Source organism: Methylobacterium sp. A52T (assembly GCF_053346095.1).
This window is the reverse complement of sequence record NZ_JBKFBI010000012.1, coordinates 42,899-63,378: the sequence shown is the minus strand read 5'-3', so window position 1 is coordinate 63,378 and position 20,480 is coordinate 42,899. Positions and strand designations below refer to the sequence as shown.

At 72.6% G+C, this 20,480-nt stretch carries 16 protein-coding genes; 9 read left to right on the top strand and 7 right to left on the bottom strand.

Translation table 11 applies throughout. The annotated features are described in order from the left end of the window. Nucleotides 1-4: 4 nt before the first annotated feature. On the bottom strand, nt 5-4,849 hold the full coding sequence (locus tag ACLBYE_RS05310) for an NAD-glutamate dehydrogenase (protein WP_447693334.1): 4,845 nt from the start codon (nt 4,847-4,849) through the stop codon (nt 5-7). Between the two features lie 159 nt (nt 4,850-5,008). Here ACLBYE_RS05310 and ACLBYE_RS05305 point away from each other — a divergent pair, with 159 nt between their 5' ends. From ACLBYE_RS05305 to ACLBYE_RS05290, 4 genes are all read left to right on the top strand, one after another. Then, entirely contained in the window at nt 5,009-5,425 is a 417-nt protein-coding gene (locus ACLBYE_RS05305) for a MarR family winged helix-turn-helix transcriptional regulator (protein WP_447693333.1), read from the top strand. Between the two features lie 29 nt (nt 5,426-5,454). Further along, complete coding sequence (locus tag ACLBYE_RS05300; protein WP_447693332.1) at nt 5,455-6,741, top strand: MFS transporter; 1,287 nt, start codon at nt 5,455-5,457, stop codon at nt 6,739-6,741. Between the two features lie 192 nt (nt 6,742-6,933). Beyond that, the gene (locus ACLBYE_RS05295) at nt 6,934-8,100 is read left to right on the top strand and encodes a multidrug effflux MFS transporter (protein WP_447693346.1); all 1,167 of its coding nucleotides are present in this window, start codon (nt 6,934-6,936) and stop codon (nt 8,098-8,100) included. Nucleotides 8,101-8,186: 86 nt separating this feature from the next. After that, nucleotides 8,187-8,714: a DoxX family protein gene (locus ACLBYE_RS05290; RefSeq protein WP_447693331.1), complete on the top strand. Its 528-nt coding sequence runs from the start codon at nt 8,187-8,189 to the stop codon at nt 8,712-8,714. Here the strand turns inward: ACLBYE_RS05290 and ACLBYE_RS05285 are convergent, their stop codons facing one another. After that, on the bottom strand, nt 8,715-10,163 hold the full coding sequence (locus ACLBYE_RS05285) for an MFS transporter (protein ID WP_447693345.1): 1,449 nt from the start codon (nt 10,161-10,163) through the stop codon (nt 8,715-8,717). A 207-nt stretch (nt 10,164-10,370) separates the two neighbouring features. Between ACLBYE_RS05285 and ACLBYE_RS05280 the strand changes: the two genes are divergently transcribed. The 3 genes from ACLBYE_RS05280 to panE all read left to right on the top strand — a co-directional run bounded on the left by ACLBYE_RS05280 (nt 10,371) and on the right by panE (nt 13,925). Then, nucleotides 10,371-11,261 carry a DUF3313 domain-containing protein gene (locus ACLBYE_RS05280; protein ID WP_447680322.1) on the top strand — a complete coding sequence of 297 codons (891 nt, stop codon included), beginning with the start codon at nt 10,371-10,373 and terminating at the stop codon, nt 11,259-11,261. Nucleotides 11,262-11,479: 218 nt separating this feature from the next. Further along, nucleotides 11,480-12,973, top strand: a complete 1,494-nt coding sequence (gene guaB, locus ACLBYE_RS05275; protein WP_447693330.1) for an IMP dehydrogenase — start codon at nt 11,480-11,482, stop codon at nt 12,971-12,973. Between the two features lie 7 nt (nt 12,974-12,980). Next, nucleotides 12,981-13,925 (top strand): 2-dehydropantoate 2-reductase, encoded by a 945-nt coding sequence (panE, locus tag ACLBYE_RS05270; RefSeq protein ID WP_447693329.1) that lies wholly within the window; start codon nt 12,981-12,983, stop codon nt 13,923-13,925. 21 nt (nt 13,926-13,946) lie between these two features. Here panE and ACLBYE_RS05265 read toward each other — a convergent pair whose 3' ends face one another. Then, complete coding sequence (locus ACLBYE_RS05265; RefSeq protein ID WP_165923052.1) at nt 13,947-14,120, bottom strand: hypothetical protein; 174 nt, start codon at nt 14,118-14,120, stop codon at nt 13,947-13,949. 236 nt (nt 14,121-14,356) lie between these two features. Between ACLBYE_RS05265 and ACLBYE_RS05260 the strand changes: the two genes are divergently transcribed. Together ACLBYE_RS05260 and ACLBYE_RS05255 are read left to right on the top strand one after the other, a co-directional pair. After that, complete coding sequence (locus ACLBYE_RS05260; RefSeq protein ID WP_447693344.1) at nt 14,357-15,658, top strand: RsmB/NOP family class I SAM-dependent RNA methyltransferase; 1,302 nt, start codon at nt 14,357-14,359, stop codon at nt 15,656-15,658. A 115-nt stretch (nt 15,659-15,773) separates the two neighbouring features. Continuing rightward, a complete protein-coding gene (locus tag ACLBYE_RS05255; RefSeq protein WP_447693328.1) occupies nt 15,774-16,787 on the top strand; it encodes an alpha/beta hydrolase in 1,014 nt (337 codons plus the stop codon). 4 nt (nt 16,788-16,791) lie between these two features. Here the strand turns inward: ACLBYE_RS05255 and ACLBYE_RS05250 are convergent, their stop codons facing one another. From ACLBYE_RS05250 to ACLBYE_RS05235, 4 genes are all read right to left on the bottom strand, one after another. Then, entirely contained in the window at nt 16,792-18,030 is a 1,239-nt protein-coding gene (locus tag ACLBYE_RS05250) for a peptide ABC transporter permease (protein WP_447693327.1), read from the bottom strand. A gap of 106 nt (nt 18,031-18,136) precedes the next feature. After that, nucleotides 18,137-18,661: a DUF2937 family protein gene (locus tag ACLBYE_RS05245; protein WP_447693326.1), complete on the bottom strand. Its 525-nt coding sequence runs from the start codon at nt 18,659-18,661 to the stop codon at nt 18,137-18,139. Between the two features lie 93 nt (nt 18,662-18,754). Then, entirely contained in the window at nt 18,755-19,768 is a 1,014-nt protein-coding gene (locus ACLBYE_RS05240; protein WP_447693325.1) for a WD40 repeat domain-containing protein, read from the bottom strand. Beyond that, the gene (locus ACLBYE_RS05235) at nt 19,765-20,439 is read right to left on the bottom strand and encodes a YoaK family protein (RefSeq protein WP_447693324.1); all 675 of its coding nucleotides are present in this window, start codon (nt 20,437-20,439) and stop codon (nt 19,765-19,767) included. The genes ACLBYE_RS05240 and ACLBYE_RS05235 overlap by 4 nt, the downstream gene beginning before the upstream one ends. Between the last annotated feature and the right edge of the window lie 41 nt (nt 20,440-20,480).

Below are 20,480 nucleotides of genomic sequence, written 5' to 3'. Positions count from 1 at the left end.
TCGGTCAGTCGGCCCGGACGAGGTCGCCGAGCAGGCTCGCCGCCACCATCGCCTTGGAGACCGTGAGGCCGGAGGCGCTGATCGCGTCCACGGCCTCGCGGATCCGGGCGAGCGAGGTGCCGCGCGCCCGGATCCAGGCTTCCACCGCCTCCGGCCCGGCGCCGAGATCCGCCACCACCTCGGCCGTCAGCTTGCGGTGCGCGGCGGCGATGCCGGCGCCCGCGCGCTCCAATGCCACGCGGTCGAACGTGTCGGCCACCGGGACGGTCCGCGCCGCGGCGGCGAGATCGTCCAGCCGGAAGGCGTGCTCCAGGGCGAAATGCGTGGCCGCGACCTCCTCGACTGGGCGCCCACTGGCCTCCGCGACCCGGACGATGTCGGGGGCGGAGACCAGCGCGCTGAGCGAGGCGAGGCGCCGCGCCTGGGCCGCGGCCATGCCGTGCCCGGTCAGCTCCGCCGCGCGGGCGCCGATCGTCGCCAGCGCCTCGTCGCCGAGCACGTTGGGCAGGGCGGCCTCCACGGCGGCGATGCCGTCCCGGTAGCGGGCGACCACCGGGGCGAGGCCGCCGCCCAGGTCGAGGTTGCGGATGAACCACACGATCCGGTTCGTCAGCAGATCCTGCACCTCCGCGTAGAGGTCGAGCTGGCCCTGGCCGGGAATCCGACCGGCGAGGCCGTCGATGGCGAGGTTCAGCTCCATCAGGCCGAAGGCGTCGCGGGTCACCGCGTAGGCCTTGGCGATGACCGCGGCGTCCGCGCCGGTGCCGTCGACGAGGCGGGTCACCAGAGACGGCCCGCCGCGATTGACGATGATGTTGGCGAGCGCCGTGGCGATGATCTCGCGGCGCAGCCGGTGTGCCTTGACGGCGTCCGGGAAGCGCTCGCGCAGGGCCTTCGGGAAATAGCGCTGCAGCTCCCGGTCGAAGTACGGGTCGTTCGGCACGGCGCTCTCGAGGATCGCGTCGTGCAGCGACAGCTTCGCGTAGGCGAGCAGCACGGCGTATTCCGGCCGCGTCAGTCCCTCGTTCCGCCGTATGCGTTCGGCGAGCGTGCCGTCGTCCGGCAGGAACTCCACCGCCCGGTCGAGCCGGCCCTCCGCCTCCAGCGCCTGCATCGTCCGCATCGCGAAACCGGTCTCCCCCAGCCCGCCGCGCTGGGCGAGGGACAGGGCGAGCGTCTGCAGTTCGTTGTTGCGCAGCACGAGGCGCCCGACCTCGTCGGTCATGTCGGCGAGCAGGGCGTTGCGCGCCTCGTAGCTGAGCCTGCCGTCGCGCTCCGGCGTCATGAGGGCGATCTTGATATTCACCTCGACGTCCGAGGTGTTCACGCCCGCCGAGTTGTCGATCGCGTCGGTGTTGAGGCGGACACCCGCGCGCGCCGCCTCGATGCGCCCGCGCTGGGTCAGGCCGAGATTGGCGCCCTCGCCGACGACTTTCGCGCGCAGCTCAGGCCCGGTGATGCGCAGGGCGTCGTTGGCGCGGTCGCCCGCATCCTCGTCGGTCTCGGTGGTGGCCCTGACATAGGTGCCGATGCCGCCGAACCAGAGCAGGTCAGCGGGCGCCTTCAGGATCGCCTGCATCAGCTCGGTTGGCGTCGCCTCGGACCGGTCGAATCCCAGCGCCGACCGGATCGCCTCCGAGAGCGGCACGGTCTTCAAGCTGCGCGGGAACACGCCGCCGCCCTCCGAGATCAGGCTCTTGTCGTAATCCGCCCAGGAGGACCGCCCCAGATCGAACAGACGCCGCCGCTCAGCGAAGCTCGCTGCGGCGTCCGGGTTCGGATCGAGGAAGATGTCGCGGTGGTCGAAGGCCGCGATCAGGCGGATGCTCTCGGAGAGGAGCATGCCGTTGCCGAAGACGTCGCCCGACATGTCGCCGACGCCGACCGTGGTGATCGGGTCGGTCTGCACGTCCACGTCGATCTCGCGGAAATGCCGGCGCACCGCCTCCCAGGCCCCGCGGGCGGTGATGCCCATGCCCTTGTGGTCGTAGCCCTGGCTGCCGCCGGACGCGAAGGCGTCGCCGAGCCAGTGGCCCTTCTCCAGCGAGAGGGCGTTGGCGATGTCCGAGAAGGTGGCGGTGCCCTTGTCGGCGGCGACCACCAAATAGGCGTCGTCGGGATCGTGCCGCACCGTGTCGGGCGGCGGCACGATGGCGTTGTCGACGATGTTGTCGGTCAGTTCGAGCAGCGTCCGGATGAAGATCCGGTAGCTCTCGGTCCCCTCCTGCATCCAGGCGGCGCGGTCGGAGGCCGGCGGCAGCCGCTTCGGGAAGAAGCCGCCCTTGGCGCCCACCGGCACGATCACGGCGTTCTTCACCTGCTGGGCCTTCACGAGGCCGAGGATCTCGGTGCGGAAATCCTCCGGCCGGTCGGACCAGCGCAGGCCGCCGCGGGCCACGTAGCCGAAGCGCAGGTGCACGCCCTCCACCCGCGGCGAGTAGACGAAGATCTCGAAGAACGGCCGAGGCAGCGGCATCGCCGTCACCTTCGCGCAGGCGAACTTGAAGCTGATCGTCTCCCGCGGCTGCCCGTCGGCGCCGGTCTGGTAGAAGTTCGTCCGCACCGCCGCCTCGACGAGGTTGACGAACCGGCGGAGGATCCGGTCGTCGTCGAGGCTCGTGACCTCGGCGAGCGCCGTCTCGATCTCGGCGCGTACCTCGGCCTCCTGCGCGGTCCGGTCACCGGTGAGGGCCGGATCGAAGCGGGCGCGGAACAGCGCCACGATCGCGCGCGCGATCCCGGCGTGGCGGCTCAGCGTGCCCGCGAGGTAGTCCTGCCCGTAGCGGATGCGCAGCTGGCGCAGGTAGCGACCGAGGGCCCGGAGCAGGGCCGCCTCCCGCCAGGGCAGAGCGGCCTCCAGCACGAGCCGGTTGTACCCGTCGGACTCGGCGATGCCGTCCGCGATCGCGAGCATCGCGGACTCCAGCGGGCGTTCCAGCGCCGCGAGGTCGATCGGGGCGCCGGTGGCGCGCTCGATCAGCATGTCGTGCAGCCAGACCCGCGCGGCCTCGTCCGTCCCGGACGGCGCGATCTGGTACGTGCGCTCGTTGATGACGCGGAAGCCGAGATTCTCGAGCGCCGGGACCCGGTCGGACAGCGCGATCGCCGTGCCGCGCGAGAACGCCTTCAGGCGGACCTGCGCGGCGGGGTCGCTGGGCCGCCGATCGAGATGGACGGCCCGCGGCTGCGTCTCGCCCAGGCTGTCGAGGATCGTCACGTCCGCGACGGCGACCTCAGGCTGAAAATTGTCCCGATAGGCGGCCGAGAACGCGTCGCCGTAGCGGGCGGCGAGCTGCCGCGCGCGATCGCCGCCCTGGGATTCGGCCAGCGCCGCCCGCAGCGCGTCGCCCCAGGTCCGGACCAGCGCGACGATCCCGGCCTCCAGGGAGGCGGGATCGTGCTCGGGGCTGCCCTGATCGGGCAGGCCGATGATGTAGTGGATCCGGGCGAGCGAGCCTTCCGGGTAGTCGGGGTAGGACGCGCTGAGCCGCCCGCCGTAGGTCTCGGCGAGGTAGCTGCCGATCCGGCCGCGGATCGCGGAATCGTAGCGGTCCTTCGGGACGTAGACGAGCAGCGACACGAAGCGGCCGAACCGGTCGGGCCGGGACAGCACGCGGACCCGCGGGCGGTCGGCCAGGGCGGCGATGGCCAGGGTGAACCGGTAGAGCCGCTCGCCGTCGATCTGGAAGAGCTCGTCCCGCGGGTAGCTCTCCAGAACGGCGAGGAGGCTGCGGCCGGCATGGCTCGTCGGGTCGAGGCCGGCGCGCTGGACGACGGCCTCCACCTTCCGGCGCAGGACCGGGACCTCGCGGGCCGGGCTCGTGTAGGCGGAGGCGGTGAACAGGCCGACGATCCGCACCTCGCCCGACAGCTTGCCGAGGCCGGAGAACAGCTTGACGCCGACATAGTCCAGGTAGGCCGAGCGGTGGACCCGGGACTTCACGCTGGCCTTGGTGATGATCAGCGGCTGCGGCTCTTCCAGGAAGGCGAGGATCTCCGGCGTGTAGTCCACCGGCGTCCGGCCGCGGCGCAGGGGCGTGGCGCCCGGATCGCGGAGCACGCCGAGGCTCGAGCCCTCGACCAGCGGGTGGGCGTCGCCGGCGATGCCGTGCTCCTGCATGCCGAGGATGAGGAACTGGCCGTCGATCAGCCATTCGAGGAAGGCGCGCGCCTCCTCGGTCTCCGGTTCCGGCATCGGGGTCGGCCCGCGCCCGAGATTGGCGGCGAGGTCGGTGAGGCGCGCCAGCATGGCGTCGTGGTCGTCGCTCGCCAGGGCGACATCCCGGTAGACCGTCGCGAGGGCGTTCAGGAGCCGCTCGCCGGTCTCGTCTGCCACGGGGTCGAGGTGGATGTGGATGAAGCTCTCGCGCGCGAGACTGCCCTGCGCGTCCGCGGTCGTCTCCCCGACCACCCGGATGAGCCCACCCGTGCCGTCCCGCTCCACCCCGAGGATCGGGTGCGCCACGAGCTGCGGGGCGAGGCCCTGCTCGGTCAGTTCGGCCAGGGTCGAGTCCAGCAGGAACGGACGGTTGTCGTTGATCACCTCCAGGACCGTCGTCTCGCGCGCACGGCCGTCGCGCACCAGCTGGCTGTCGCTCAGGCGCATCCGCGCCGGGTCGCCCGGCCTGCGGGGCTCGGACAGGAAGGCGCGGGCGCGGGCGGCGAGGTCCGCCAGGACTGAGGGGTCGTAGGGAGCGAGATCCTCCGGTGTCACGCGGCCGAACAGGTCGCGGACGAAGCCGCCGGGTCCGCCCTGCTCGGTGACGATGTCGGCAGCCGCCTCTATCAGCCCGGTGCGGGCCGTCTTCTGCTCCGAGGAGGACAACGCCGTCGCGGTCTCGAGTGTCATCGCGCTTCTCCCGAACCGGGTCACTCGCCCAAGCGATAGCAGCGTGACCGGCCGTGTCGATGACAGCGCCCGCCCGTTTCCGGGCCAACGGGTGTCGATCGCTGCGAACCGTCAGCTTCGGCTTGCCGAACGCCCGATGCGTGCATATACACCTATGCCATGAGCGCCCCGTCGCCCGAGCCGTGCACCTGCTCCGCCCTGCGTCGCGCCACGCGGGCGCTGACGGCGAGCTACGACGCCGCCCTGAAGCCGACCGGGCTTCGCGTGACGCAGTTCGCGATCCTGCGGCTGCTGGACCGGCTCGGACCAGTCCCCGTCTCCCGCCTCGCCGCCGAGGCGGCGCTGGAGCGGACCACGATGGGCCGCAACCTCGACCCGCTCAAGCGCCGCGGCTTCGTCTCGGTCACGCCCGGCGCGGCGGATCCGCGCGAGCGCCGCGTGTCCCTGACCAAGTCGGGCCGCGAGGCCCTCGCGGCCGCGACGCCCTACTGGCGCGAGGCGCAGAGCCGTATCAACGCCCGGGTCGATCCCGCGACCGTCTCCGCCCTGGCGGAGTCCCTGATCTCCGCCGCCTGACCGATCCGCCCCGCTTCCGGAGCCCATCCATGACCGCCCTGACAGAGACGCGCCCCGGGTCGCGCCTGCACTACGCCTGGATCGTCGTCGCGGTGACCTTCCTGGTCCTGCTCGTCGGGGCCGGTGTCCGCGCTACGCCGAGCGTGCTGATCGTCCCCTGGGAGCGGGAATTCGGCTGGACCGCGGCCACGATCGGCGTCGGCATCGCGCTCAACATCTTCCTGTACGGGATGATCGGCCCCTTCGCGGTGGCGATCATCGAGCGGTTCGGCCTGCGGCGCTCGGTCTGCGGCGCGCTCCTGATCCTGGCGATCGGCACCGCCGCCACGAGCCTGATGACCGCGCCCTGGCAGATGGTCCTGCTCTGGGGGCTCGTCGTCGGATCCGGGTCCGGCATGGTGGCCAACGTGCTGGGCGCCACCGTGGCCGGGCGCTGGTTCGCCAAGCGCCGGGGTCTCGTGCTCGGCCTGCTGACCGCGAGCAGCGCCACGGGTCAGCTGGTCTTCCTGCCGATGCTGGCCTCGATCGCGGTGGGGCAGGGCTGGCGCTCCGTCTCGCTGGTCGTCGCCGCCGCGACCCTGGCGCTGATCCCGCTGGCCGCCCTGTTCCTGCGCGACCGGCCGGCGGATCTCGGCCTTCCCCGCTACGGCGAGGACGCGGTGACGCCGACGCCGGTGCTGACCGAGAACCCGGCCATGCGGGCGCTCCGCGGCCTGCGCATCGGCCTGCGCTCCCGGGATTTCTGGCTGCTCGCCGGCACGTTCTTCATCTGCGGCGCCTCGACCAACGGCCTGATCGGCACCCACCTGATCCCGGCCTGCATCGACCACGGCATCGCCGAGGTCACGGCCGCCGGCCTGCTGGCGCTGATGGGGATCTGCGACCTGATCGGCACTACGGCGTCGGGTTGGCTCACCGACCGGTTCGACTCGCGCAAGCTCCTGGCCTGGTACTACGGCCTGCGCGGCCTCTCGCTGATCTTCCTGCCCTACTCGTTCGACTACAGCTTCTACGGCCTGTCGCTGTTCGCGGTCTTCTACGGCCTCGACTGGATCGCGACGGTGCCGCCCACCGTCCAGCTCGCGGGCAAGTCCTTCGGCGAGGAGAACGCCGCGCTGATGTTCGGCTGGATCGCGGCCGCGCACCAGATCGGCGCGGCGTCCGCGGCGTGGCTCGCCGGCATGGTCCGGACCGAGAGCGGCACCTATCTCGGCGCCTTCGTGGCGGCCGGCCTGCTCTGCCTCGTCGCCGCCCTGATGGCCGCCTTCGTGGGCCGCAAGCCCGAGGCGCCGGCCCTGCGCCCGCTGCCGGCCTGAACTGCGCGGCGCGGGCAGGGTTGTCACAACTGTGCCGTGAAGGACGAGCCCTGATCGGCCCGTTTCCGCGCACCCCGAGAGCCCGCCGTGACCATCGCGATTCGGCCCGTGCCTCCGGTCCAGGACGTCCGCGCCCCGCGGCCCTGGTCGGGGCCGGGCTTCGCCGAGTTCGTCGCCATCATCGCCCTGATGATGGCGGTGACGGCGATCTCCATCGACAACCTGCTGCCCGCCTTCCCGGCCATCGAGGCGCGGTTCGCGGTGGCCGATCCCAACCGGCTGCAGCTCCTCGTCTACGTCTACATGATCGGCTTCGGCTTCGCGCAGATCGTCTACGGGCCGGTCTCCGACGCCCTCGGGCGAAGGCCGGTGCTGCTGGCGAGCCTCGCCGTCTACGTGATCGGCTGCTTCCTCGCCATGGTGGCGCCGAGCTTCGGCTGGCTGCTCGCCGCCCGGATCATCCAGGGCATCGGCGCCGCCGGCGGGCGGGTGCTGTCGGTGGCGATCGTGCGCGACCGGTTCGCGGGCCGCGAGATGGCGAGCGTGATGTCGCTCACCATGATGGTGTTCCTGATCGTCCCGATGATCGCGCCGGCGATCGGCGGCATGATGCTGGCGCTGGGCTCCTGGGTCTACGTCTTCGTCTCGATGCTGGTCCTCGCCTTCTGGCTGACGATCTGGTTCACCCTGCGGATGCCCGAGACGCTGCACCCGGAATACCGCCGGCCGCTCTCGCCGGCCGCGACCTGGGAGGCGATCCGCCTGACGCTGAAGACCCGCGTCGCCGTCGGCTACGCCACCGCGCTCGGTCTGATGACCGGATGCATCATGGGCTACGTCGGCTCGGCCCAGCAGGTCTTCGACACTGGCCTGTACCACCTCGGCCCGCTCTTCCCGCTGGCCTTCGGGCTCGTGGCCGGCGCGATGGGCGCGGCGACGCTGATCAACGCCCGCGTGGTCCGGCGGCTCGGGATGCGGGCGATGTCGCACAGCGGCGTCATCGCCTTCACGCTCGTCGGCCTCGCGCAGGTCGGCGTCGGGCTGGCCTATCACGGCCACCCGCCGCTGGCCCTGTTCCTCTCGGTCCTCGCGGTGAACCAGTTCCTGATCAGCTTCGCGATGCCGAACTTCAACGCCCTCGCGCTGGAGCCCCTCGGCGCCATCGCCGGCACGGCCTCGTCGTTCCTGGGCTTCTACACCACGATCCTGGGCGCGTTCTGCGGTTTCCTGATCGGTCAGTCCTTCGACGGGACGGTGCTCCCGGTGGCGATCGGCTACGCGAGCCTCGGCGCCCTGGCCCTCCTCGTCGTCGCCTGGACCGAGCGCGGCCGGCTGTTCCGCGGCGGGGTCGGCGGTTGAGGCGGTGGTTGAGGCGGCGTCCTTAACGGGGTCTTCAGCGGAAAGTTGCAACACTGCTGTCCTGATCCACCCGACCGGACACGCCGATGCTCGCCCGCGCCCAGGACGGAACCCTCCTCGTCGCGCGCCTGCTGCTGGCCGCCGCGCTCCTGCCGACCGGGATCGCCCGGGCGCTCAACGTGTCCGGGTTCGCGCTGACACTCGCGGGGGCCGGAATGCCGTTTCCCAACGGCGTCGCCACCGCCGCCGTGGTGGTGCAGGTGTTCGGACCGCTCGCCCTCATCCTCGGCGTCCTGCCGGGGCTCACCGGGCTGGCGCTCGCACTCTTCGCCGCCGTGACGGCCTTCGTGCTCCATCCGTTCTGGTACTATGTGGGACCCGCCGCGGTCGCCGAGCGCACGCTGATGCTGGCCGATCTCGGCCTCGCGGGTGGTTTCCTGATGTACGCCTTGACCGGTCCGGGCGCGCTGAGCTGGCAGGGCTGGCGCGCGGGAACCCGCGCCGCGGCGCCGCGCGCGAAGCCCGCCTCCGCGAAGGCCTCCGGCAAGGGTAGCGCGCCGCGGAGCGCCGGCAAGCGCGCTGCCGGCCGGCCGCCGGCCCGCGCCGCGGCCTGATCAGCCGTGCCGCGGCCTCATCTCGGTCACCGGGGCGGGCGGCGCGGCAGCCATCTTCCGCCCGGAGATCTCCGCGCCGGCATCCGGCGACAGGTTGCGGAAGGCCAGTGCCGAGGCCGCCGAGATCACGGCGACGGCGAAGAAGGCCGGCCCGAAATCCGAGGCCTGGATTTCCGTCCGGCCGTGGAACCCGGCATTCCCCTCGAGCGCCAGTGCGCCCAGCGTGACGCCGAGGCTGAGCGACAGCTGCTGGCAGACGCTGGCGAAGCTCGTGGCCGCGCTCATCTCCTTCGATTCGAGATCGGCGTACGCGATGGCGTTGACGCAGGTGAACTGGATCGAGCGCGAGCAGCCGCCGACGAACAGCAGGATCACCATGATCCAGTGGGGCGTCTGGGTGGTGTAGAACCCGTTGACCGCCAGGAAGGCCGAGGCCAGCAGGGCGTTCCAGACCATCAGGGCACGGAAGCCGGTGCGGCGCAGGATCCGCGGACCCAGGGTCTTCACGAACATCGCGCCGGCCGCGGCCGCGAAGGTGATCAGGCCCGACTGCAGGGCGTCGAGCCCGAAGCCGACCTGCAGCATCAGCGGCAGCAGGAACGGGATCGCCCCGGTGCCGATCCGGAACAGGCTGCCGCCGAGCACGGCGACCCGGAAGGTCGGCCGCCGCATGAGGTCGAGGCGGACGATCGGGTAGGGCACCCGCCGGGCATGTGCCCAGTAGAGCGGCAGGAGCACCGTGCCCGCGGCGAGGCAGCCCCAGGAGACTTCCGCCGGCAGCAGGTGTCGGCCGAGGGAGGCGAGGCCGAGCATCAGGGCGGCGAGGCCGGTCCCGAGCAGCGCGAAGCCGAGCAAATCGAGGGGCGGTCGCTCAGGCTCGCGCACGTCCTCGAAGTAGAGGCTCGCCAGCACGATCCCGGCGCAGCCGATCGGCAGGTTGATGAAGAAGATCCAGCGCCAGTCGAACCACGTGGTGATCAGGCCGCCGACCGGCGGACCGAGTACCGGGCCGACCAGCGCCGGGAAGGTCAGGTAGGCGAGGGCCGTCACGAGCTGCGATTTCGGCACGCTGCGCAGCACCACGAGGCGCCCGACCGGCACCATCATGGCGCCCCCCATGCCCTGGAGGAACCGCGCGGCGACGAACCACGCGAGCCCGTTCGCGGCCGCGCAGGCGAGCGAGCCGGCCATGAACACCACGAGGGCCGCGCGGAACACGGTCCGCGACCCGTACCGATCGGCCATCCATCCGCTCACCGGGATGAAGATCGCGAGGCTGACCAAGTAGGAGGTCAGCGCCAGCTTGAGGGCGATCGGGTCCTCGTGGAGACTCGCGGCGATGCTCGGGAGCGCCGTGGCGATCACCGTGGAATCGGTGTTCTCCATGAACAGCGCGGTGGCGACCGTCAGGGGGACGATCCAGAGCGGTCTTTGGGTGGTCGCGGGCATCATACAGCAGACGCATGTCGCGCCGCCGCGGTTGCACGGCAGCGCGGCCACCTCGCACCCTCGTGTTTCGCGAATGTATCCATCGTGCAACAGAGGTTGAGCCGCGGCGCGGAGCCACCTTTTTTGCGGGTGCGCCAATGGCTAAGTTTCCATCACGCGTCCGTGAGGCCGCTCCAGCCGGCCCGGCGCCGGCGCGCGAGGATTTCGATGCAGCCCAGCCCCAGCAAGGTCCGCTCCGTGGCGCGGATCGCCGCCGGCGTCGCCCTTCTCTCGATGGTCGCCGCCTGCGGCACTGTCCTGCTCAACGATCGCGGCTCGCTGACCCGCTACGACCGGCTGAAGTCCAGCGATCAGGTCGCCTCGGCCTCCCGGATCTACGTCGACCGGCCGGCCCTGGCGAAGGCCCGCACCGTCCGCATCATCCCGACGGCGTTCCACGCCGACGTGTCCGGCGCCGCCCCGCTGACGGCCGCCGAGCGGCGGCTCATCGCCAACGCCGCCGACCGGGCGCTGTGCTACGACCTGTCGCTGAAGTACGACATCGTCACGAGCCGTGACGCCGACCTGACCGTGCGGGCGCAGGTCACCCGCGTCGATCCGACGGACCTGCTCGGTGCCGGCGCGACCATCGCGGGCTCGGCGGGCGTGACCGTCGCCTCGCAGCTCGGCCTGAGCTTCGCGGAGGGTGTCGGACGCGTGCCGATCCCGCGCGTGCCGATCGGGCTCGGGAGCCTGACGGTCGAGGCCGAGGCTCTGGACCGGCGCCGCGAGCAGCGGGCCGCCATGGTCTGGGGCGGAGCGGCCAACTCGTTCACCAGCCAGCCGCGCTTCTCCCGCGCCAGCGACGCCTACGACCTCGCCGGCGAGTTCGGCCAGGATTTCGGCTACATGCTGGCGACCGGCGACGACCCGTTCACCGCCCCCAACACGATCCCGACCTGGGACCGGATCCGCATCACCACCCTCGGTGAGGCGCCCCTCGACCCCGACTGCGAGGCCTTCGGCCGCGCGCCGGGCATCGACGGCATGCTCGGCGACTATATCGGCCTGCCGCCCGAATACACCGACAAGGGCCCGGCCGCGCCGGCGATGCGCTGAGGCGCCCTCGGCCTCTCCGCGGCTGACCGCAAACGTCCGTTCACGGCATCGCCGCGCCCGTCGAGCGGGCGTGGATAAGCCTCGAGCCATGCGCGTTTTCGCGCTGCGACGCATCAACCGCGCATTGGCGCCTTCGCGGAGCCCGTGATACTGGCACTTGCCAACCCGATCCCGCAGCGCGGCCTCCACGCGCGCTGCCGTCCGAGGAAAGTTGGCACATGGCCCGAGTCGAAACCGCATCGATCATCGAGGGACTCACCTTCGACGACGTGCTCCTGCGGCCCGCCGCCTCCTCGGTGATGCCGACCGAGGTTAGCGTCGCCTCGCGGCTCACCCGCACGATCCCGCTGAACCTGCCGATCCTCGCCTCGGCGATGGACACGGTCACCGAGGCGCCGATGGCCATCGCCATGGCGGCCAACGGCGGCATGGGCGTCATCCACCGGAACCTCGAGCCGCCGGAGCAGGCCGAGCAGGTCCGCCTCGTCAAGAAGTACGAGTCCGGCATGGTGATGAACCCCATCACCATCCACCCCGACGAGACGCTCGCCGACGCCTTCGAGGTGATGAAGCTCAACCGGATCTCCGGGATCCCGGTGGTCGAGCGCGGCCCCAACGGCTCGCGGGGCAAGCTCGTCGGCATCCTGACCAACCGCGACGTCCGCTTCGCGACGAACTCCAACCAGCCGGTCGCCGAGCTGATGACCCGCGACCGCCTGATCACGGTCCGCGAGGGCGTGACCCAGGACGAGGCCAAGCGGCTGCTCCACCAGTTCCGGATCGAGAAGCTGCTGGTCGTCGACGACCATTACCGCTGCATCGGCCTGATCACCGTCAAGGACATCGAGAAGCGCGTCGCATACCCGAACGCCGTCAAGGACGAGCAGGGCCGCCTGCGCGTCGCCGCCGCCACGACGACGGGCGACAGCGGCTTCGAGCGGGCCGAGCGCCTGATCGACGCCGGCTGCGACGTGATCGTGGTCGACACCGCCCACGGCCACTCGATCAAGGTGCTCGACGCCGTCGCCCGCGTGAAGCAGCTCTCGAACGCCGTTCAGGTCATCGCCGGCAACGTCGCGACGCGGGACGGCGCCAGGGCGCTGATCGATGCCGGCGCCGACGCCATCAAGGTCGGCATCGGCCCGGGCTCGATCTGCACGACCCGCATCGTGGCGGGCGTGGGCGTGCCGCAGCTCACCGCGCTGATGGAGGCGGTCGAGGCGGCCGGCGAGGCCGACATCCCGGTCATCGCCGACGGCGGCATCAAGTATTCGGGCGACCTCGCCAAGGCGATCGCGGCTGGCGCCTCCGTGGCGATGCTCGGCTCGCTGCTCGCCGGCACCGACGAGGCGCCCGGCGAGGTGTTCCTCTACCAGGGCCGTTCCTACAAGTCGTACCGCGGCATGGGCTCGGTGGGTGCGATGGCGCGCGGCTCGGCCGACCGCTACTTCCAGGCCGAGGTCAACGACACCCACAAGCTCGTGCCGGAGGGCATCGAGGGGCAGGTCCCCTACAAGGGCCCGGTCGGCAACGTCCTGCACCAGCTCGCCGGCGGCCTGCGCGCCGCCATGGGCTACGTCGGCGGCGCCACGATCCCCGAGTTCCAGGAGCGGGCGCAGTTCATCCGCATCACCAATGCCGGCCTGCGCGAGAGCCACGTCCACGACGTGACGATCACCCGCGAGAGCCCGAACTACCCGTCGCGGACCTGAGGCATCGATGCGCACGCTGATCGTCGGGGCCGGCGCGACCGGCGGCTATTACGGGGCGCGCCTCGCCGAGGCGGGCGCCGACGTCACCTTCCTGGTCCGGCCGGCCCGGGCGGCGAAGCTGGCGGCGGACGGCCTGAACGTCCGCTCGCCGCTCGGCGACCTGCACCTGCCCGATCCGCCCACCGTCACGGCCGATAGGCTGGCCGGGGCCGGGCGTTTCGACCTGATCCTGCTGTCGTGCAAGGCCTACGACCTCGACAGCGCCGTCGCGGACCTCGCGCCGGCCGTGGGCCCCGACACCGCGATCCTGCCCGTGCTCAACGGCATGTCGCATCTCGACGTGCTCGACGCCCGGTTCGGCGCGGAGCGCGTGCTCGGCGGCGCCTGCGCGATCGCCGCGACGCTCGCGCCGGACGGCGCGATCCGGCACATGAGCGAGCTGTGCAGCATCACCTACGGCGAGCGGGACGGGTCGCGCTCGCCGCGGATCGAGGCCGTCGACGCGCTGATGCGCGGCCTCAAGTTTCAGCCGCGCCTGAGCGACGTGATCCTGCAGGAGATGTGGGAGAAGTGGGTGTTCCTGGCGACGCTCGCCGGGGCGACCACGCTGATGCGCGCCGCGGTCGGCGACATCGTGGCGGCGCCCGACGGCACCGCGCTGATCGCGGCGCTGCACGCCGAGTGCACGAGCGTCGCCGCGGCCAGCGGCCACGAGCCGCGCGCCGTCGTGGCCGAGCGGGCGCGGGCGCAGCTGACGGCGGCCGAGTCCACCTTCACGGCCTCGATGCTGCGCGACATCGAGAACAAGGGCCGGATCGAGGCGGACCACGTGATCGGCGACCTGATCGCCCGCGGCCGGCGGCTGGTGCCGGAGGCGCCGTTCCCGCTCCTGACCGCGGTCTATACCGGCCTCAAGGCCTACGAGGCCCGGCGGGCGCGGGAGGCGGCCTGAGCCGCACCCCGCGCGGACGTCTCAGTAGCGGCCGGGCGGCGGCGGGGGCGGGTTGCCGTATTCTAGCTGCGTCTTGGCATCGACCCGCGGACGCGGCACCGGCGTCAGCTCCGGCTGGGCGGCGGGCGCGCTCGCGCAGGCGGCGAGCGAGGCGGTGACCAGGGCCGCGAGGGCGACGCGAACGGTGGACGTCATGGGCTGGGGTACTCCCGGAATGCGCCCGGCGACGGACCGGTCTGGTCCGGCGCGGGCGGATGCCATACGACACGCGGCGGCCCGCACGGCGGACCGACCGCAGCACGGTCTGCGCCGCGAAGGTGCAGGAAGCTCGGCCGTAACGTGGCGGCATCGTGGGCCAAGCGTGGCCGTTTCGCGTCATCGTTCACGGCGTCGCTCACGGCGTCGCTGAGGCAATCCGAAGGATCCGACCCCTGACCCCCGCCGCTCGCTGCTCCGCCGCCATCGAAGTCCTCACCGATATCGCCGAGCGCCGTCGGCCGGCCGCCGACGCCCTGAAGGACTGGGGTCTCGCCCACCGCTTCGCCGGCTCGGGCGACCGCGCGGGCATCGCCAGCCTCGTCTACGACGCCCTGCGGCGGCGGGCGTCGGCGGCCTGGATCATGGGCGCGGACACGCCGCGCGCCGTCCTGATCGGCACGCTGCGCCTCCAGCAGGGGCTCGCGGCGGCTTCGGTCGCGGCCCTGTTCACCGGCGAGCGCTTCGCGCCGACTCCGCTCAGCGACGACGAGCGCGCGCGCCTCGACGGCGGGACGCTGCAGGACGCGCCGCCGGAGGTGGCGGGCGACGCGCCCGCCTTCGTGCTCCCGGACCTCGCGGCCACGCTCGGCGACGACCTCGTCCCGGAGCTGAAGGCGCTGGCGCGGCGCGCGCCCCTCGATATCCGCGTGAACGCCCTGCGCGGCGACCGCGACGCGATCCTGCCGGCGCTCGCGGCCTACGACGCGGCGCCGACGCCGCACGCGCCCGCGGGCCTGCGCGTCCCGATCGGCGCCGACGGCCGCGGTCCGGCGCTCCACGTCGAGGCGGAATTCCTGGAGGGCTGGTACGAGATCCAGGACGAGGGCTCGCAGCTCGCCGCGCTCCTCGCCGCGCCGCGTGCCGGGGAGACAATCGTCGACCTCTGCGCGGGCGGCGGCGGCAAGACCCTGGCCCTCGCGGCGGAGACCGGGAACGGCGCCCGCCTGATCGCCACCGACGGTGATCCGCGCCGGCTCGCGCCGATCCACGAGCGCCTGCGCCGGTCCGGTGCGCTGGCCGAGGTGCGGACCCCGCGCAGCGGCAAGGCGCGCGCCGACGTTCTCGAGGATCTCGACGGCAAGGTCGACCGGGTCGTGGTCGACGCGCCCTGCACGGGGTCCGGCACGTGGCGGCGGAATCCGGATGCCAAATGGCGGCTGCGGCCCGGGAGCCTCGCGCTGCGGACCGCCGAGCAGGCCCAGGTGCTCGATCGGGCGGCGCGGCTCGTCAGGCCCGGCGGCCGGATCGTCTACATCACCTGCTCGCTGCTCTCGGCGGAGAACGACGCCGCCGTCTCCGGCCTCCTGTCGGGCTGGCGCGGCCGATTCGACGTCGTCCCCGCGGACGAGGTGCTGGCGACAGGGCCGGACTCGCTCCGGGCAGCCGTGCGGAAGACTGCCCACGGGATCCAGATGAGTCCCCTGCGGACCGGGACCGACGGCTTTTACGTCGCGGTCATCGCGCGAAAGGGCTGAGGCCCGCCGCCGCGACGGAACCCGCAACGCGTCCTTGGGCGTTGCCCCCGCGCTCCCGCGGGAGCCGGGCTCGCCGGGGGGCGGTCCCGCGCGCGGCCTCACCCGGGAGATGCCCTTGCGCCTCGACCGCCGTCTCCTGCTCGCCGGTCTCGGAAGCGTCCTCGGGCTGCGCAGCGCCCGGGCGGAAGGGCCGGCGGAGACGGCACCGCAGCCCGCACCGCACGAGTCGATCCGGGCTCTGCCGCGCTCGCTGCCCGGCGCGGATCTGCAGGTGATCGAGCTGTGGCCCGGCGCGCCGCCGGGCGGCGGCGACGGGCCGAACCCGGACGGCTACCGCTACGTCGAGGGGACGTTCGGCGACGTCACTCGGGTCGCGCGGCCCTGTCTGCTGGTCATGCGGCCGGCCAACCCGAACGGCGCCGCTATGATCGTCGCGGCGGGCGGCGGCTACGAGTTCATCGCCCTCGGCAACGAGGGCGTCCCGGTCGGCCGCGTCCTGAACGCCGCCGGCATCACGGTCTTCCTCCTCGTCTACCGCCTGCCCGCGGAGGGCTGGGGCTCGGGGCCGGACGCGCCGCGGCAGGATGCGCAGCGCGCCCTCCGGCTGGTCCGGGCGCGCGGCGCCGAGTTCGGCATCGATTCCGCGCGGGTCGGCGTCCTCGGCTTCTCGGCGGGCGGCCACCTGATGGGCGAGACCGCCGTAGGGAGCGCCCGGGACCTGTACGCGGGAGTCGACGCCGCCGACGCCCAGCCGATCCGGCCCGTGCTGGCCGGTCTGATCTACCCGGTCATCACCATGCGCAAGCCGTTCGACCGGACCGCGACCCGCCGCATCCTGGTCGGCGACGAGGTCACCCCCGACGAGATGAAGACCTACTCGGTGGATCTGCAGGTCGGGCCTGAGACGCCGCCGACCTTCCTCGTCCAGGCGATCGACGACCCCGTCGCCGTGGCCGACCATCCGCTGCTGATGTTCTCGGCGCTGCGCAAGGCGCGGGTGCCGGCCGAGCTGCACCTGTTCGAGCGCGGCGGCCACGGCTTCGGGCTCGGCGCGCCCGGGACACCCGTGGCGGCGTGGCCCGGCCTGTTCCTGGCCTGGATACGCCTGCACGGCTTCCTGCGCGCCTGACCGCTCACTCCCCCCGCGTCTGCAGGCGGTGAAGCTTGGCGACCTTCGGCCGGCTGGTCCGGAACTGGCCGCGCTCGACCGCGACGAAGACCACGATCGCGATGGCGACCGTCGTCAGCCACCAGACGGCGGTCAGCCCGACGCTCAGGCAGGCCACCGTGAAGGCGGCGGCGAAGCAGCCCATCGCGCCGGGAACGAGGGCCGGGCCGTCCCGGCCGGCCCGCCGGATCGAGGCGTAGAGGGCGAAGGCGGCGGCGAGGGCGCCGACGATGCCGAGCTCGTACCAGAATTCGAAGAGCGCCGTGGTCGGTGCGTTGGCCGGCAGGAGGCCGACGAGGCGACCGCGCAGGGCCGTCTCGAAGCCGTGCCCGGTGATCAGCCGCACCGGATCGGAGGTCACGACCTTCTGCCAGCTCTTCAGCGACAGCACCGCGGGTGCGACCGGCCCGAAGAGGGCGGCGCCGACCGGCCGCGCCAGGAAGGGCAGCAGCGGCGCCGCCGCCAGCAGGGCGGCCGAGAGGACAGCGGTGAGCGTCACCCCGAGCCGCGGGCGGTAGCTCGTCACCGCGAAGGCGACGGCGCCGACCGACAGGGCGGCGATCTGGGTTCCGTCCGGCTGGACCGTGAGCGCCAGCGCGACCAGCAGCGCGAGGCCCAGCGCCTCCCGGTCGCGGCGGCGGGACCGCAGCCACGCGAGGGCCGGCCAGAGCAGCAGGATGAGCAGGACGAGCCCGCGATCCAGGGCCCCGTCATCCTCGACGCCGGGCGGCGCGATGTGGGCGCCGAACAGCCCGAGCATGATCGCCACGATCGCACCCGCCACGACGCCGAGTGGCAGGAGGTAGAGGTTCGCCGAGCGCATCCTGTCGGGAAGGGCGAGGTAGCCCAGGAGGGCGAGTCCGATGGTTGCGCCGAGATTGGCCAGCCGCTCCAGCGCCGGCCCGAGGAAGGGCGTCCAGGTCAGCGAGAGCGCCGACCACAGCACGACCAGCATGCCCGCCAGGAAGGCCGGAGCCGTCAGGAGGCGATAGGTCGCCGGGCGCACCGGGCGCTGGCGCCGATCGATGACGCTGGCGATGATCAGGAGGATCACGGCGATCGGCGCGAGGATCACCGAGGCGCGGCGGGCGACCTGCGCGAGGACCGGGAGAACCACGAAGAGGCCGAAGAAGCCGATACGCCGCAGCAGCGCGGCGGCGTCGAGCGCCGGATCGATGGTGGTGGAGTTCGACGCGCGCGGCATCTTGCGCCTTCTCCCGGACCGGGACGGCCGGATCCCTGCTCGATACGCAAGGCTCGCGCAAGCTGCTGTAGACGTTGCGCCACAGTCTGGCCCGCGCGAACCGCGCTCACGCGACGGTCGCGGTCTCCCGCGGCCGCCGGCGCACGGCCCGGCGGCCGACATCCGACGCGACGCGCCAGCCGCCCCACGCGACGAAGAACCCGATCACACCCGCGGCCAAGCCGTCGGCGCTCGTGGGCACGGCCGGGCTGAAGACGTGATAGGCGGCCTCGGCCACCGGCACGTCCGGATCGCGGAGCATCGCCACCACGCGCCCGAGTGGGCTCGTCGCCGCACTCAGGGCCTGCTGCTGGGCGCTCAGGCGGGCGAGACGGGCGATGTCGGCCCGGGCGGCCTCGCCGCGGCGGGCGACCAGCTGGTCCGGATTGGCGCGCAGCCGGTCGACGGCGCCCTCGCGCGTCGTCCCGGAGGCCTGCGCGTCGGACTCGAGGACCGCCACCTGCCTACGGAGCTCGTCCGCGGCGCCCCCGAGGCGCTGCGCGTACTGCTGCGCGAATTCGGGGGCCTGCGCGGCGACCACGCCTCCGAGCAGGCCGAGGGCGAGGCCGAAGGTGCGGAACACGCGAAACATGCCTAGCCTCCGGCGGGGGAATCGACCCCCGACAAAGAGCATGCGCGGGGCGGTGGTTCCAGCCGCGGGTGCGACGACGCCTGAACCGGGCTCTCAGCCCGGCAGCGTGAGGAGACCGGCCTTGCCGTCGGCGCAGCCGAACAGCAGGCGGCCGCCGCGTGCGTCCCAGCCGAGCGCCGCGACGCCGCTCCCCTGGACGGCGGGGCGCACCAGCAGCTCGGCCGCGTCGGTGAAGCGGACGAGCAGGATGCAGCCGTCCTCGTAGCCCATGGCCAGGACTGGCGCCTTCGGGTGGAAAGCCACGCGGGAGACACGGGCCGGGCGGACGCCGCATTCCCGTGGGGCCTTGCCGGTCGGACCTTCCTTGGAATCGAAGGGCCACACGATCGCCGCCTCGGCCCCGCTGGTGGCGAGCCAGTTCCCGTCGAACGACCACGACATCGAGCGGACCTTGCCGGGATAGCCCGACATCCGCATGTGCCCGCGGTCCGGCTGGAGGCGCCAGCCGTGCAGGCTGTTCTCCTGCATTGTCGACACCACGAAGCGCCCGTCCGGCGACCACGTGACGTCGATATGCGAGCCCTTCCAGGTGATCACCTCGGCCGGCGTCTCCAGATTGGGGTACCAGAGGCTCACGCCGTTGTAGTGGGCGACGCCGAGCCGGTAGCCCTTGGGCGCGAAGACGAGGCCGCGGGCGGAGGACGGCGCCTCGAAGGTCTTCTCGCGGCCCTTGGCGTCGCGGGCCACGACGGTCCGGCCGGCCGACCACGCCACGGCGCCGTCGGGATGGGCGGCGAGCGCGTCGATCCAGGCGCCGCCCTTGGCGAGGCCGAGCTGCTCCGTCGCGCCGTCGGCGCGGATCGCTACCACGCGGCCGTCGTCGCCCCCGGTGAGCAGCCGGTCGACGCCGCCGGCCGCGACGAGGATCCCGCCGTCGGGATGGGCGGCGACGCGGGCGATACCGACCTCCCGCACCAGCGCGACCGTGCCGTCGCTGAGCGCCAGGGCCGGCACGTCCTTCAGGAAATGCGCGGCGAGCACGTGCTCGCCGGGCTCCAGCGCGGCGACGTGACTGGTGAGGGACGGGTTGCTGACGGGGCTGCTCATGTCGGGGGGACATTTGCGGCCGGCGGCGCGGTGCGCAAGACCAGGATCGCGGTAATCAACGCCAGCCCGCCCGAGATCGCCGCCGGGGCGATCAGCGCGTAGAGACCGAATTGCTGGTAGGCCCGCGCGCCCAGGTAGGCGCCGAACAGCAGCGAGATCCAGACAGAGGCGTCGCCGAGCCAGCCGAGCGGATCTCCGGTGCGGGTCAGGGCCTGCGCGATCTTCTGGCCGAGGCTGAACAGTGCGCCGGTGACGAAGGTGGTGCCGGCCCGGAACCCCTTCACCTGCGCCAGGACCGCGTTCTGGGATCCCATCGCCAAGGCGACGAAGAAGGCCGCGAGGCCGAGTTCGGGCGACTGGAGTCCGAGCCCCAGACCGGCGAGGATCAGGAGCGCCTCGTAGGCGAGGACCGCCGGCGTCGCCCAGCGCGGCGGCACCAGGATCGCAAGCCCGCTCCCGAGGACCGATCCTGTCAGGAACGCCAGGATCAGGATCGCCGGGAGAATCATGTGGTGCAGCTCGACCTGGGCGCCGAGAACGGCGAGCTGCGTGGTGTTGCCGCTCATGAAGGACGTGTAGAGGCCGCCGAGCCGTACGAAGCCGAGGGCGTCGACGTAGCCGGCCATCCCGGTGAGGAGCAGGCCGACGCCCAACTGAGCCGTGCGGTTCACGGTTCGGCCCCGCGGTCGCAGATCGGTAACGCTCTGTTAAC